The organism is Tolypothrix campylonemoides VB511288_2 (assembly GCF_045999855.1).
Lineage (GTDB): Bacteria > Cyanobacteriota > Cyanobacteriia > Cyanobacteriales > Nostocaceae > Scytonema > Scytonema bouteillei_A.
In genome coordinates, this window is the sequence record NZ_JBFPMW010000002.1 from 486,496 (window position 1) to 499,931 (window position 13,436).

Genomic DNA, 13,436 nt, shown 5'->3' on the forward strand with positions numbered 1-13,436 from the left:
ATGCTTTCCTACGCTGTTCTTTTTGATTTAGACGGGACATTAACCGATCCCAAAGTTGGTATAACTCGCTGCATTCAGTATGCTTTATCTGAAATGGGCTATAAACCACCTGATGGCGATCGCTTGCATTGGTGTATTGGTCCTCCACTGAAACAGAGTTTTTCACAGTTACTGAACACCTCGGAAGACAAGCGACTTGAGCGGGCAATTTCACTTTATCGCAGTCGCTTTTCCACAGTTGGGTTGTTTGAAAATTCGCTTTATCCTCAAATTCCAGAAACCTTACAAACGATTCGCTCTGGTGGCTGTAAAACTTTTGTTGCGACTTCAAAACCCTATATCTATGCTACGCGCATTATCGAGCATTTTTCCTTGTCGTCTTTGTTCGATGGCGTTTATGGTAGCGAACTGGATGGAACTCGAAGTGTCAAAGGTGATTTGATTCACTACATTTTACAGAAAGAGAACCTTTCACCCTCTGCTACGGTTATGGTAGGCGATCGCTTTCACGATATCATTGGTGCAAAGCAACAGAATGTTGCTTCGATTGGCGTGACTTATGGTTATGGAACCGAACAGGAGTTAACGGTTAACGGTGCTGACGCGATCGCTTGTCTTCCAGATGATATCCCAATGTTGCTTGAGGATTTAAGATTAAAAGTAATCTCCTAACAACTACTACAAGCTGGGAAATGACGAACTATTTCCGCTCTAATATCGACTTCTTACCTCCTTATACCCCCAGCGAGCAGATCGAACCCAATACCAAAATTATCAAACTCAACAGCAATGAGAATCCGTATCCTCCCTCTCCTCAAGTTACGGAAGCCCTGCGAAATTTTGATGTGGAGCTATTGCGCCGATACCCAAATGCGTTTGCACGGGAGTTTCGCCAAGCAGCAAGTCAAGCTTTAGGAGTTCCGGTTGATTGGATTATTGCTGGAAATGGAAGTGATGAACTGTTAAGCGTTGTGATGCGAGCTTGTGCAGAACCAGGGCGGAAGGTAGCCTATCCAGTGCCAACATATCTGTTATACCGTACATTGACCCAAATGCAAGCTGCAGAAAGTGTTGAAATTCCTTACAGTGAGGACTACCGTTTGCCAGTGGAGGAACTGATTGCCGCAAATGGCTCTGTAACATTTATTGCATCTCCTAATAGCCCTTCAGGGCATGTGGTTCCTATAGAGGATCTCCGAAAACTTGCAACTCATTTATCGGGAATTTTAGCGATTGATGAAGCTTATGTAGATTTTGCTGAAGAAAATGCATTAGATTTAACTCAAGAATTTGACAATGTTATCTCACTCCGAACCCTTTCCAAGGGATACTCGTTAGCAGGTTTGCGGTTGGGATTTGCGATCGCAAATCCTAAGTTGCTCAGCACGTTATACAAGGTGAAGGATAGCTATAACGTTGATGCGATCGCCTGTGCGCTTGGAGCAGCAGCAATGAATGACCAAGCTTATAAAAATGCTTGTATAGCAAAGATTAAAGCATCGCGAAAAAAGCTGGCAATTGAGTTGAAAGAATTGGGCTTTCGTGTTTGGGATTCTCAAACCAACTTCTTACTAGTACAACCAAGAAAAGGAAATGCAGAGGAACTTTCTCAAAGGTTAAAAGAACACAAGATTTTGGTGCGTTATTTTAAACAACCAAGATTGGATGATAAATTACGTATCACTGTTGGTAATGACGAGCAAAATCGCATTCTCGTAGAAACGCTGTTTTCCCTGGTCAAATAAAGCATCAGTAGAAAAGGTATCGATCCAAGCTAAAAAGCAACCCATTTTTTGAACTGCCCGTATTATGTATTTCAGTTACAAAAGGCTTGTTTTTTGAATAAGATTATGAGACTATGTATTAAAAATACGGTAATTCAATCGAATATTAGTATTTTAAAATTGCCATAGTGTAGAAATCATTCATGGATTTGTGACAAATTTTAGCTACTGTGAGTGTGTATTGCCCAAAGAAAACCTAATTAGTGGGTAATGACGCCATTCCTCTCAACGTGTTTGGGGACTTCTAAATTAAAAAGTAGCCAACTTTCTCTTGTGGTAAGGGCTTGTAGCCCATCTCAATACAGGATGGGTCAGAATCCCTTTCTGTAAACTCATTTTGTCCTCTGCTTTCTTCAACTGACCCAGAAAATTTCTGCAAAGGTTGTAAACAAGTCGTTTCTGCAAGCCATGTCTTTAAGAAAAATGAAAAGAAAACAAATTTTTAACCTTCTCTCTACAGCTACTGTTAGCTTGCTTTTAGCGGTTAGCGTTCGATTGACAGGTCCCTCTGCCGTTGTGGCACAATCAAGCAACAACTTAACTATTTCTGCTGCGGGTAGTTTAAAAGATGCGTTGGAAGAAATAAAAACTCTCTATCAACAAACTCAACCCAATATCAATATTACTTATAACTTTGGTGCTTCAGGCGCATTAACCAAAGAAATTGAAAAGGGTAAACAATCTGACATTTTTATTTCTACTAGTAAAAAGCAAGTCGATGGTTTGGAAGAAAAAGGGCTAATAGTTCCAAAAACGCGGAGCATCTTGGCAAACAATCGGCTAGTTTTAATAGTACCTAAAGATAATTCTGTTGGCATTAGGAGCTTCTATACCTTGGCAAACTCTAAGGTTAAGAAAATTGCAATTGGAGATCCTAAAAGTGTTCCAGCAGGTCAATACGCACAGGATGTGTTTAAAAAATTAGGCATTCTCGATAAAGTCAAGCCTAAATTCGTTTATGAAAAAAATGCCAAACAAGTCTTAGCATCAGTAGAAAATGGTAATGCTGATGCAGGGCTCGGTTATTCCACTGATGCAAAAAGTTCTGACAAAGTAAAAGTTGCTGTTGCTACAGAGGGAAAATATTATTCTCCCATTATTTATCCTCTGGCAATACTCAAAACCAGCCAAAATGTTGAAGCTGCCAAAGGATTTGTCAAGTTTTTATCTAGCGACCCAGCTAAGAGCGTACTCAAAAAATATGGATTTATTGTGAAATAATTCTAGGCTTTAGGTAAGAAGTCCCGTACAATGGCTATTAGAAAAAAGTTAAAAATCTAGTAACCAACTGTATTAATTCTGAAATCGAGGAACGATCGGCAAATGACAACTACCGCATTGATCGTTGGCGCTGGTAGTGGACTCAGTGCGTCCTTAGCCCGCCTGTTTGCAGCCGAAGGGATAAAAGTTGCTTTGGCCGCACGGCGAATTGATAAGCTCACTGCATTATCCCAGGACATAGGAGCTATTAGTTTTGCCTGTGATGCTTCAAAACCGGATGAAGTCAATCAACTCTTTCATGATGTCGAACAAAAGTTGGGAGCACCAACGGTAGTTGTTTACAATCCTAGCTTGCGAATTGCGGCTTCGCTCATTGAACTCGATCCAATTGAAGTAGCCAAATCCTTAGAGATTACAGCATATGGGGGTTTTTTAGTAGCTCAGGCGGCGGCGAAACGTATGTTGGCTTTGGGTGGAGGAGCTATTTTCTTGACGGGTGCTTCCGCTAGCGTCAAAGGTTATCCTAGATCTGCACCTTTTGCCATGGGTAAATTTGCTTTGCGAGGTTTAGCTCAAAGCATTGCTCGTGAATTAGCTCCTCACAACATCCATGTAGCGCATTTCATCATTGATGGTGCAATTCGTTCTGCTACACGTCAGGAACCAGATGACAAGCCTGATAGCTTGCTCGATCCCGATGCAATTGCTCAAACTTATCTCAACATTCTGCGTCAACCTCGCAATGCTTGGACATGGGAAGTCGAATTGCGCCCTTGGGTTGAGCGATTTTAACCTTTCCCGTTTTGGCACTTTCCCACCAAGACTGATGGTTATTTGATTGAGATTCAACGGTTTGAAAATATTTGAAATCAAGCTTTGTATATGGTTTGAGTCTCATCCATTTTTACTGTTTAAACCAAGCGAATATATATTGCCATAGTTGTTCTTTTGAATACCTCAAGTGACTTAGCCATCTTTGTAAATTTGGGGCAATATTCGGTGCTGCTTCTGCCCTTGTTAGTTGTTCAATACGCCGATCGCACTCTTGCATATAAGTATAAATCCCTAGAAGATGATAAAGTTTATAGGCATGATGATAAGCATCAATCGCTTCTGATTCTCGATTGAGATTTTCTAATGCAAGACCAATATTAAACCAAGCTTTAGCGGATTGTTGGTGGTCACCGATCTTCGTTGCTATTTCTAATTGCTGCTGATAGAATTCTGTAGATTGTTCGTACTGCTTAAGACAGTAGTAAACGACGCCTAAATTACCTAAAGAAATGCCTTCTCCTCGGCGATCTCCAATCTTCTTAGCTATTTCTAGATGCTGTTGGTGGTATTTTATTGCCTGCTGATACTCTTTAAGTCCGCAGTAAGCAGTACCCAGCCCACCCAAAGCAATGGCTTCTCCTTGGCGATCGCCAAGCTCCCTAACTATTTCCAGTTGCTTGGAGTGAAATTCTATTGCTTGTTGAAACTGCTCGAGCAAGCTATAAGCAGCACCCAGACCGCTTAAGGCAATGGCAACTCCCTGGCGATCGCCGATTGAGATTGCTATCTCCAAAGATTGCTGGCGGAATTCTACTGCCTGTTGATACTGCCCCATCCAATAGTAAGCAGTACCTAAACCATTTAAAGATTTAGCCTCGTGCTGGCGATCGCGGAGATCTCTTGCTATCTCCAAAGACTCTTGGTAGAGTTCCATAGCTCTTTGATACTGCCCAAGTAAATTGTAAACAGTGCCTAAATTGTGTAAAGATTGAGCTTCAAGCTGGCGATCGCCAATTTTCCTAGCTACCTCCAAAGATTGTTGGCGGATTGAGATTGCCTGTTGGTATTGTCCGAGCCAGTAGTAAGCGGTTCCTAAAGTGGTGAGGAGAGATTGATATTTCTGATTTTCGTATCTGCTCGTTTTTTCCCAAACTCCTATCATCTGCTCGCAGAGTTCAACCTGAACAGTGTAATAGCCTTGCAATTTTAAGAAATTATTACAAATCCAAATGCTATCAAAAGCTTTGTCGTAATCTCTCAGTTGATAATAATGATAAAAAATTTCCAGGTGTGCTTTGACATCATCAATTGCTTGCCAAGGTGGTTGTTTAGCAACTTCTTTGTAGTAAGAGATTGCTTGCTGATGTGCTAAAGTTTGATCGCCTGCTTTGTACCGCAAATATTCAACCACCACAGGTTGAAATTCAAACTGACGCTGCTCGTTGAGTTTTTCTAATAAAAAGGAACGCTTAACCAAGTTTTTTAATTCTTTCTCAATGGCTGTTGCTTCTTGCTGGGGTACGAGAGCACTTGCCGCTCGAGTATCAAAAGAACCACGATAAACACTAACATTCAGTAACAGATCTTTTTGAAAATCATTCAATCTCTTGAAGCTAGCATCTAAGACCAACGCCATTCCTACTGTTTCCCGTCGGTGCTGACCAACAACTTGCCCATCGGTTAGCAATTGCTGCAAATTTCCTAACCCTAAATCTACCAAATACTCTAAATTAGGGTCATGAGGATATTCTTCTTTTAGTAAACAAGCTACTAATTTCAACAGCAGGGGATGTCCATCCACTAACTTGGTAAATGCCTCTAAATCTCCTTTAATACCTAATTGAGCTAGTAATGCCGTTCCTTCTTCGATGTTTAGACCTCTAAGCGATAACCACTCAACGCCGCGTAATTGAGGTCGTTCCCTAGTCGTGACTATGACTGTACTCCTGCTGCCACATTCTACCCAAGCTTTGAAAAAATCTTCATAGAACTGGCTGTGCCACTGTCCATCCGATCGTAATAAACTTTCTAGATTGTCAACTATAAATAAATAATCTCCTGATTGCAAACACTTAATGAGAGCTTCTATGAGTTGTGATTCTCGTTCTGGGATAGGATAGCCAAAGTAGTTTAAAACTTGATAAGCTAGGTCACTAAAAACGTCTCCAGAACCCACATCAGCCCAAAATCGCTTGGGAAAACCTTTGGTTTCTTCATAAATTTTGCTAGCCAGTGTTGATTTTCCCGTACCCCCAATACCTTCTATACCAATTAAAGTGATATTTTTATCGTGTAGCCACTGTTCGAGTTGCTGTAACTCTGTTGTGCGTCCCTGCCAATAAGCTAAAGTTTTATGAGGGTTACCTGCTTTGAGCACTTCAGTTGATGTTGCAGAGCTATTGCTTGAGTGTGCTTTTACTAGCTCTCGTTGTTTTTTTTGAAGAACTGGAGTTTGTTCTTCACAAAGGTGTTCTAATTGAATTGCAACCTTACCTTCCTCAAAAGCCCTTTGATACACATCAATATTATCTGAAGTTGCATAGCCCAACCCATCGTAAAACCCAGTTGCAAATACGAGTGCTGCCTTATCCCCAATGGGCTGATTCATCCCAATCGCGTAATTGATATGTTTGCTAATTGCACTAGCTGGTTTAGCAGAATGACAGGCGTTAAGCAGTACGCATTCTACATAATCTGTATGCAACTGAAACAGTGATGCAAGCCCTTCTGCTAAGACAGACTTGTTTTCTCCTGAATCGTCTTCTAAGAGCAAGCTGCCATCTTCTAGCCCGTGTCCGCAAAAATGGACAATTTGGGGTTTTTCTTCTGCAAGAGCGCGGCGAATATCTTGAGGACGGACAGCAGTCCTAATCTTAATCTCGAAGACATCCCGCTTTGCAGCACGGCGGATAGCTTCTTCAATTGAACGAATTTCCTTATCCAAGCGTAGTCCATGGGGAATGGCAGCCAGAATCAGAATTGTTTTGATACGCGGGCTATGACTCATAAACGCTTGGAGAAAGGGCTAGGGCTAGTAACTGTAACTTAATCTCTATGCAAAGCTATGCAGGGCTCGGCACAATTGCAGAGCTTTTTGATTTTATATTCGGGACAGATACGGTGTTCTCGACTGGTGAGATAGTCATAATATAGACATGATATGACTACATAGGAAAAGGGGCAATATGGTACACCGAGATAAATGGGTGAAAGTTTTACTCACCGAACTAGAGCTAACTAAGCTGGAAAAGTATGCCGAAGCGCAAGGATCGAACAAGTCACAAGCAATTCGAGAATGGATGAAAGCGTTGCCATGTTATTAGGATTTAAAACCGAACTAAAGCTAAATAATCGGCAACGAACAATGATGTTAAAACATTGTGGGGTTGCACGTCATGCCTGGAACTGGGGATTAGGATTAACCAAGCAGCTCCTAGAGCACAATAAAGTTAACCCAGACGATAAAATTCCATTCCCAAGCGCAATTGAATTGCATAAATGGCTAGTTGCACTAGTTAAACCTGAGAATAAGTGGTATTACGAATGCAGTAAATCCACACCGCAAATGGCGTTAAGAGCGTTGCGAGTAGCATGGAAAGATGGCTTGGAAAAACGAAAGGGAGTACCCAAGTTTAAGAAGAAAGGGAAACAGGATTCTTTTACCTTGGAAGGGACAATCAAAGTAAAAGGAGTGAAAAGAATTCAAGTTCCGGTAATAGGAATTCTGAAAACTTACGAGAAAGTACCTTCCGTTCCTATCAAGACTTGTACGATTTCCCGTGAAGCTGACAGATGGTTTATCAGCTACAAAGTAGAGGTCAAGGATTTAGAGCCAGGATGCTCCCTAACGTGGATGCATCCCGATGTAGGGGTAGATTTAGGTGTTAAAGCATTAGCCACTCTCAGCACTGGAAAAGTGTTTGAAGGAGTAAAAGCTGACAAACAGCATCAAGCTAAATTAAGCCGAATGCAGTGGTTACACCGGAATAAAGTTAAAGGCTCTGCTAATTGGAAAAAAGCACAAATGCAGATTGCACGGCTACATAGAAGAGTTGCCAATCTCCGAAAAGATTACTTGCATAAGTTAACTACTTACATAGCCAAAAACCACAGCTTTGTAACGATAGAAGACTTAAATGTAAGAGGGATGATGGCAAATCATAAGCTAGCCGCCGCCGTGCAGGATATGAGTTTTTATGAGTTGAGACGCCAGTTAGAGTACAAGTGTAAACTGGTTGGAACAAAGTTGATTGTGGCGGATAGATTTTATCCAAGTTCAAAGTCCTGTTCCAAATGTGGTCATCTTAAAAAATCCCTCACATTAGATGAACGAATCTACCATTGTGAGGTTTGTAATTTTAAGTGTGACAGGGACTTAAACGCTGCAATTAACTTATGGAAATATGCGTTTACCACCGAAAGCTCTTCGGGATGAGCCTGTGGACTGGAGGATGCCGACATCCCCAGGACGAAGCAGGAAGAAATCAGCAAGGCTGTTATTAGGTAAATAACGCTACCACCTAGTACTGAATAGCTTTGCATAGGTATTTCGGAGCGGTTAGTACTGACGAGTTGACATAGCAGTGAGAATATGAAGTTCCCAGAAAGTTAGCAATATAACTCCTATATTATTCGTAATCTTGGTAATGTTTATAACTTGCAGGTGCCTGTTACCCGATCGCGTTCCTGCCAATCAGTCAGAGATAAACAGCTGGCTTTAGCCGCAGCTTACCTGAGAGCAACCGACATTGAAAAGGTGTGGATTGATAGATAGAAACGTGCCCGAAAAACTTAGGAAAGCTATTGATGATGGGGTTGCAAACCACTAGGATGTGATTTCCGCGTAATTATCCTTAATTCAATCAAATAGCAATTCCTGCTATTGCAATAGCTTTATCAGTTTCTAAATCTCCTCCTGAAATTCCAATAGCCCCAATACAAATATTATCTTGCATAATTGGAAAGCCTCCAGGTAGCAAAATGGCTTTACCTGGAATTATGTTAATAGATTCTTTAATGTCAGGCACTTTTTTGACAATCTCGCCCATAATATGAGTTGGAGTTTTAAAAATAACCGAAATTGTGGCTTTATTTTGGGCAACTTCTAAAGTCAGGTAAGAAGCATTGTCCATTCTTTTACTTAAGACTACATGACCGCCAAAGTCTAAAATTACAATTGAGACTGGAGTTTTTAATTCCTCGGCTTTTGCTAGTGCTTTATTACAGATATTTTCTGCTTGAAGTAGAGTTAACATCAATTTTTTGCAGTTATATAGTAAATAATCATATATAATTTTATAGGTGCCGTACCTCTCCAATCGCGCTAAAAACTGATTTTTAGTTTATTTTTACTATTGTATTTGGCACCTGCTACTTTTACTAGCGTCTTTGTAAAAAGTTTTTCCACAATTTATAGATTGATGCCGAGGTACAACTTCTCCAGTACTTTTATTTTTCCTTGAGCCATAAAGCTTGTGAACTGCCACAATTCCACAATGCTTACAAATTAAGGGTTTTTTGCTTTGATTCATCTCTGAAACAGCGGCTAAAGCACCTTTTTCTTTTTGGGTAGTCTTATCAGTATTTGTACGAGTACTGTTACTATTTGATGTCTTAGCATTAGATTTATTTGATACTTTTCTAGCTTAAGTAGCTATTGGAGTATCTACTTGAGTATTTCTTTGGGTAACTGGTTGAGTATTTGCTTGAGTATCTTTAACCTCATCTATACTGGTTGTAAGAGTAGAAGCTAAAACTGCATGTCCCTCTTGCAGATTGCTAATTTTAGATTGGATTACAGAAAGCGGCGAACCCTCAGTCTAAAAAATCAACCAATTGTAATTATAAATATGGCTTACTACAGGTTGTATCTTCGCTCTCATACTGAATTGGAAACACGTTTAGCAGTTTATCGAGTTACTCTCGTTTGGGCGGCTTCTAGAAGTGATAGCTTCGTTATGAAGTTGATACCGGATATTTACGACATTCCGGAAGATGAGGCACAACTTCGTTCACTGGGAAAGGTAACGATAATTTCGCAATCGTCTTCTGACTCCACGGATATCAATAGCAATGCGATTGCGACTACTCTCCAAAATAGTGTGAAACAATTTGCCACCCTAGCAGAGAACATTACATTAAATGTAGGTGAAATACCAAAACAAATAATTGAGGTAAAAGGAGAACCCCGTGACGAATTTGTGCAGAAACTTACAAAAACTCTACCATCGCAAAAGGCAGTTACTGGTGAGTTATGTCCGGTTGAAGATTTGGATTTATACGCAGGCACTCGTCCCATCTTACGGTTGCGTGATTACGGCAGTATCCATTCTATCGATCTAATCGAGGCAGAAGCAGAGTGTTTACGTCAAGCACTACTTCATGCTCATCTCGATCCAAGTTATCTGATAGAATCACCACAATTCCCTGCTAATTATCTTTGATGATTGGGTTGGATGGGATATGCGAGACGAATTTGGCAATGAAATACCCAGAAAGCTTCATAATGGAGAAAAGATGAGTAATTAAATAAATATGCCAGATGATTATTATTTATTTAAACTGGGTGGACAAACATCGCTAATTACAAGTGTGATGGTATCTCTATGGGGAAATAAAGTGTTGATTGAGTGTGTCTACAATCCTACTGAGCGCTTGCCGTATGTGCTAGTTTTTCAGGATTGTCGCGACATAATGTGGACTGTGCATGACTCAGAGAAATTACATGAAATGGAAGCTGACTTAATCGGCTTTTCTCTGGGTGTAGAATCTCATCAGAAAGCAGCTGTAATTACAACAGACATCTTTGAGCTATCGATAATTTATGGCAGTTTTTTTCTCCAAAAAGATTGGTAAATAAAAATGTTAATAAGCTATATTAGTTTCTCAAAAAAGAGGTCTTCTTTAGAGGATGTCTGAGATAGGCACTCGTCCCATCTTGCGGTTGCGCGATCGCGGCAGTATCCATTCTATCGATCTAATCGAGGCAGAAGCAGAGTGTTTACGTCAAGCACTACTTCATGCTCATCTCGATCCAAGTTATCTGATAGAATCACCACAATTCCCTGCTAATTATCTTTGATGACTAGGTTGGATGAGACAGAACGCTTCTAGTAGTCAGCTAATAAAATTATGACAGATTAAATTCGGAATATAATCCAAAGTACATTATTGGGTTTGAGTAAACTATTTGTTTACTTATTGGGAATATAGGAATAGCAAGTTGCCAATTTCACCAAATTCTTACTTTAAATTTGACAAACCGCGAGAAGATTATGACCCAACTGCCGACTATCAGGATAAAAGATGATATAGATGAACACTATGATGCTCGGTTTGATGTCAGTGGTGATGATAACATAATGAAACAAAGCATAGATGCAGGAACAGTAGGCATACCAGTACGTGTGATTGGGAAATACAGGCAAGTAGATGTAAGATATAGGCAAACTCCACCACCTCAATATAAAGGTCATGTTTTAATAGTTTTGGATGATGGTGGTAAAATATTTTTTTATCCACCGTGGCATTCAAAAGCTATTAGATCGTCTAACGAAATTGCCCAATTTGAAAATAAACGAGTTGTGGTAGTAGGCAAAATTTTGCCGATAATGCCTCCATATCCACGTGACGCAGCCAGTATAGTTGCGCCTTGTGTAGTGGCAATTGAATCAATTGAACTAGCACCCTAAATTAAGATTTTGAGTTTTTAGGTGTAAGAAGCATTCGAGTAGCATTCATGTAGAAAGTCACGTTAAGCAATTTGTTGAGCATTAACCACTTTGTTACAAAAAAACTTATTAGATTCTCTTGAACCTGGCTCTTTTATTCTCTTTCATCGTTAGTGTTTGGAATATATAGCAGTCCTAAATGAAATATAAGAATAAGAGTCAAGACTGCTAATGGTGAGACCAGCCCTGGGGACTGGCGAACCCAAAGGGCTAATAGCTAATGGTCAAAAAGCAATTAGCTATTAGCCATTAGCAATCCAATTTTTTTACAAATGATTTAGGATTACTATATATGTCTCAAAATGATGATAAAATTTTACAAAATTTTACAGAAATTTCTCTCGATATTAGTCATATAGAAACCAAATACTATATATGTAAATTACCAAAAACTCAAATATTAGTAGGTTTAATAGTTTTTATTGGCACTTATTTAGCTGGCTCTAGTGGAAGTGACGACGCACTTTTTATTAAGTGGCGCATTAATGAATTTTGTGATATTGAGTTACCTGAAAAAATTAGTGGCTTAGTTGTTGATTTTAGAAATTTAGATTATCAATGGGGAGACGATCTTGATGTTCAGCCACAAAGGCTCAGAAGACTTGGTAAACCTGTTAGAGTAGTAGTTACAGCAGAAAGATATGAAGTATTTAAGGGCGTATTAGATGAGCAAGAATTACGCACAAACATAGAAACAGCTTTTGCTGAAGTAAAAGAAGCGCTAATATCTCCTCAATCTCAAAAATAAGAAATATTTGGTGTTCTCCATCCCCCGACTCAGAAAATTCGTCTGCTAAAAGAAATCAAATAGGACTCCTATAGAAGAGCAAGAATTATTTGACTCGTTTAATTTTACAGGTACAAGATATAAGCCTCTGACTAGCCGCGAAAATCACCGCTAGTAATATATGAAAAACGTACATTTTTTTCATTTTCTAAAAGCCTTGCTGTATCAAGGTTATAAAATGTGCATCTTAGGAGTTGAAAGATATGCAAGTCCGTTCTACAGGATATATCGGGCATTGACTACTTACAATAATCTTACGGTAATATATCTCGTATATAAATCCAAGCTTTAAGTTCTTCATTTGGAAGAATTTTTCCACTATCAACTAACACTAATAAGACATTCAATCGATTTTTAATTCGCCTTAATTCTCGCATATCTTTTATAGAACCTTTTATATCTTCCCAACAAGACAATGTTTTAGTTTGAGCTTCTTGGGGCGACATAGTCAAGTTGTCGAAGAACCAGTGACTAATCCGGTCTAAATCAAGAACAGGATGACCGGGAATAGCATCGAATCTTTCTATCATAGCGGCTCGTAGAAGCATTGAGCTAAGCATATATGGCTCTTGTTTGTCAGACTCTACCTTACTTACCAGTAGGTCATAAGTTAACGTTGCTACCTCCGCCCAAGGCAAGGCACATGCAGTGTCACTATCGTCAAAATTATGAATATTATAACTAGCCGTAGTTCCTGCTGCTTGAGCTAAGCCCAACCAATTAAAGTCTTTAGGAGCTTTTAATTGCCCTGACCAAATATCTTTCAGCCAAGCAAGTACATCAGAAGCATCTTTTTGCAGCAGTTGGTTTAATAAATCTAAGGGATTTGATTCATTCATAAAGAGCGATCTTCGTAGTCTGTGTTAGTTGTAGTTGTATCAACACTCAGCCTTTTAAAATTGAACGCTTTACCGAGGAGAACCTGGCTCGTCGTTGGCTGTGGATTTTGCTTCGCTCCACCCAACCTACGACGAATTGCAATTTCAATAAAACTATAGTAATTATTTACACTTACATTTAAGGAAAATATACTGAATTTATCTGGTCGAGAAACTATTTTAGCAAGCAGGAAGTAATCAAGAGTATGGTTGACGAGTGAGTGCAAAAAATCGCAGCGAAGATACATACAATTAGCCTGCG

General features: G+C 39.6%; 15 protein-coding genes. 11 read left to right on the top strand and 4 right to left on the bottom strand.

Annotated features, from left to right (window positions below):
* From AB0756_RS06525 to AB0756_RS06540, 4 genes are all read left to right on the top strand, one after another.
* Complete coding sequence (locus AB0756_RS06525) at window positions 1-672, top strand: HAD family hydrolase (RefSeq protein ID WP_038088401.1); 672 nt, start codon at window positions 1-3, stop codon at window positions 670-672.
* A 20-nt stretch (window positions 673-692) separates the two neighbouring features.
* A complete protein-coding gene (gene hisC, locus AB0756_RS06530) occupies window positions 693-1,745 on the top strand; it encodes a histidinol-phosphate transaminase (protein WP_038088404.1) in 1,053 nt (350 codons plus the stop codon).
* 462 nt (window positions 1,746-2,207) lie between these two features.
* Window positions 2,208-3,005, top strand: a complete 798-nt coding sequence (modA, locus tag AB0756_RS06535; RefSeq protein ID WP_038088407.1) for a molybdate ABC transporter substrate-binding protein — start codon at window positions 2,208-2,210, stop codon at window positions 3,003-3,005.
* A gap of 102 nt (window positions 3,006-3,107) precedes the next feature.
* On the top strand, window positions 3,108-3,797 hold the full coding sequence (locus AB0756_RS06540) for an SDR family NAD(P)-dependent oxidoreductase (protein ID WP_038088410.1): 690 nt from the start codon (window positions 3,108-3,110) through the stop codon (window positions 3,795-3,797).
* A 112-nt stretch (window positions 3,798-3,909) separates the two neighbouring features.
* Here AB0756_RS06540 and AB0756_RS06545 read toward each other — a convergent pair whose 3' ends face one another.
* Window positions 3,910-6,786 (bottom strand): tetratricopeptide repeat protein, encoded by a 2,877-nt coding sequence (locus AB0756_RS06545; protein WP_082051804.1) that lies wholly within the window; start codon window positions 6,784-6,786, stop codon window positions 3,910-3,912.
* A 178-nt stretch (window positions 6,787-6,964) separates the two neighbouring features.
* Between AB0756_RS06545 and AB0756_RS06550 the strand changes: the two genes are divergently transcribed.
* On the top strand, window positions 6,965-7,102 hold the full coding sequence (locus tag AB0756_RS06550; RefSeq protein WP_162002295.1) for a hypothetical protein: 138 nt from the start codon (window positions 6,965-6,967) through the stop codon (window positions 7,100-7,102).
* Window positions 7,075-8,214 (top strand): RNA-guided endonuclease InsQ/TnpB family protein, encoded by a 1,140-nt coding sequence (locus AB0756_RS06555; protein ID WP_237265884.1) that lies wholly within the window; start codon window positions 7,075-7,077, stop codon window positions 8,212-8,214. The genes AB0756_RS06550 and AB0756_RS06555 overlap by 28 nt, the downstream gene beginning before the upstream one ends.
* Before the next feature lie 427 nt (window positions 8,215-8,641).
* Here AB0756_RS06555 and AB0756_RS06560 read toward each other — a convergent pair whose 3' ends face one another.
* Window positions 8,642-9,034: a GlcG/HbpS family heme-binding protein gene (locus AB0756_RS06560; RefSeq protein ID WP_038074516.1), complete on the bottom strand. Its 393-nt coding sequence runs from the start codon at window positions 9,032-9,034 to the stop codon at window positions 8,642-8,644.
* Window positions 9,035-9,628: 594 nt separating this feature from the next.
* Between AB0756_RS06560 and AB0756_RS06565 the strand changes: the two genes are divergently transcribed.
* From AB0756_RS06565 to AB0756_RS06585, 5 genes are all read left to right on the top strand, one after another.
* The gene (locus AB0756_RS06565; protein ID WP_408019782.1) at window positions 9,629-10,222 is read left to right on the top strand and encodes a hypothetical protein; all 594 of its coding nucleotides are present in this window, start codon (window positions 9,629-9,631) and stop codon (window positions 10,220-10,222) included.
* 91 nt (window positions 10,223-10,313) lie between these two features.
* Window positions 10,314-10,634, top strand: coding sequence for a hypothetical protein (locus AB0756_RS06570; protein WP_038074829.1), 321 nt, complete (start codon window positions 10,314-10,316; stop codon window positions 10,632-10,634).
* A gap of 55 nt (window positions 10,635-10,689) precedes the next feature.
* Window positions 10,690-10,860 (top strand): hypothetical protein, encoded by a 171-nt coding sequence (locus AB0756_RS06575; protein ID WP_153021526.1) that lies wholly within the window; start codon window positions 10,690-10,692, stop codon window positions 10,858-10,860.
* 193 nt (window positions 10,861-11,053) lie between these two features.
* Complete coding sequence (locus AB0756_RS06580; protein WP_202048591.1) at window positions 11,054-11,470, top strand: hypothetical protein; 417 nt, start codon at window positions 11,054-11,056, stop codon at window positions 11,468-11,470.
* Between the two features lie 331 nt (window positions 11,471-11,801).
* On the top strand, window positions 11,802-12,257 hold the full coding sequence (locus AB0756_RS06585) for a hypothetical protein (protein WP_038074510.1): 456 nt from the start codon (window positions 11,802-11,804) through the stop codon (window positions 12,255-12,257).
* Between the two features lie 293 nt (window positions 12,258-12,550).
* Here the strand turns inward: AB0756_RS06585 and AB0756_RS06590 are convergent, their stop codons facing one another.
* On the bottom strand, window positions 12,551-13,135 hold the full coding sequence (locus AB0756_RS06590; RefSeq protein ID WP_038074507.1) for a hypothetical protein: 585 nt from the start codon (window positions 13,133-13,135) through the stop codon (window positions 12,551-12,553).
* Window positions 13,132-13,422 carry a hypothetical protein gene (locus AB0756_RS06595; protein ID WP_038074504.1) on the bottom strand — a complete coding sequence of 97 codons (291 nt, stop codon included), beginning with the start codon at window positions 13,420-13,422 and terminating at the stop codon, window positions 13,132-13,134. Before AB0756_RS06595 ends, AB0756_RS06590 begins: the two co-directional genes overlap by 4 nt.
* Window positions 13,423-13,436: the final 14 nt, after the last annotated feature.

Excerpts from the sequence above, each read along its gene's own strand:
- AB0756_RS06585 (WP_038074510.1), top strand. The coding sequence starts at position 11,802 with ATGTCTCAAAATGATGATAAAATTTTACAAAATTTTACAGAAATTTCT.
- AB0756_RS06570 (WP_038074829.1), top strand. The coding sequence starts at position 10,314 with ATGCCAGATGATTATTATTTATTTAAACTGGGTGGACAAACATCGCTA.
- AB0756_RS06550 (WP_162002295.1), top strand. The coding sequence starts at position 6,965 with ATGGTACACCGAGATAAATGGGTGAAAGTTTTACTCACCGAACTAGAG.
- AB0756_RS06575 (WP_153021526.1), top strand. The coding sequence starts at position 10,690 with ATGTCTGAGATAGGCACTCGTCCCATCTTGCGGTTGCGCGATCGCGGC.
- AB0756_RS06545 (WP_082051804.1), bottom strand. The coding sequence starts at position 6,786 with ATGAGTCATAGCCCGCGTATCAAAACAATTCTGATTCTGGCTGCCATT.
- hisC (WP_038088404.1), top strand. The coding sequence starts at position 693 with ATGACGAACTATTTCCGCTCTAATATCGACTTCTTACCTCCTTATACC.
- AB0756_RS06555 (WP_237265884.1), top strand. The coding sequence starts at position 7,075 with ATGGATGAAAGCGTTGCCATGTTATTAGGATTTAAAACCGAACTAAAG.
- AB0756_RS06525 (WP_038088401.1), top strand. The coding sequence starts at position 1 with ATGCTTTCCTACGCTGTTCTTTTTGATTTAGACGGGACATTAACCGAT.
- AB0756_RS06590 (WP_038074507.1), bottom strand. The coding sequence starts at position 13,135 with ATGAATGAATCAAATCCCTTAGATTTATTAAACCAACTGCTGCAAAAA.
- AB0756_RS06560 (WP_038074516.1), bottom strand. The coding sequence starts at position 9,034 with ATGTTAACTCTACTTCAAGCAGAAAATATCTGTAATAAAGCACTAGCA.
- AB0756_RS06580 (WP_202048591.1), top strand. The coding sequence starts at position 11,054 with ATGACCCAACTGCCGACTATCAGGATAAAAGATGATATAGATGAACAC.
- modA (WP_038088407.1), top strand. The coding sequence starts at position 2,208 with ATGAAAAGAAAACAAATTTTTAACCTTCTCTCTACAGCTACTGTTAGC.
- AB0756_RS06540 (WP_038088410.1), top strand. The coding sequence starts at position 3,108 with ATGACAACTACCGCATTGATCGTTGGCGCTGGTAGTGGACTCAGTGCG.
- AB0756_RS06565 (WP_408019782.1), top strand. The coding sequence starts at position 9,629 with ATGGCTTACTACAGGTTGTATCTTCGCTCTCATACTGAATTGGAAACA.
- AB0756_RS06595 (WP_038074504.1), bottom strand. The coding sequence starts at position 13,422 with ATGTATCTTCGCTGCGATTTTTTGCACTCACTCGTCAACCATACTCTT.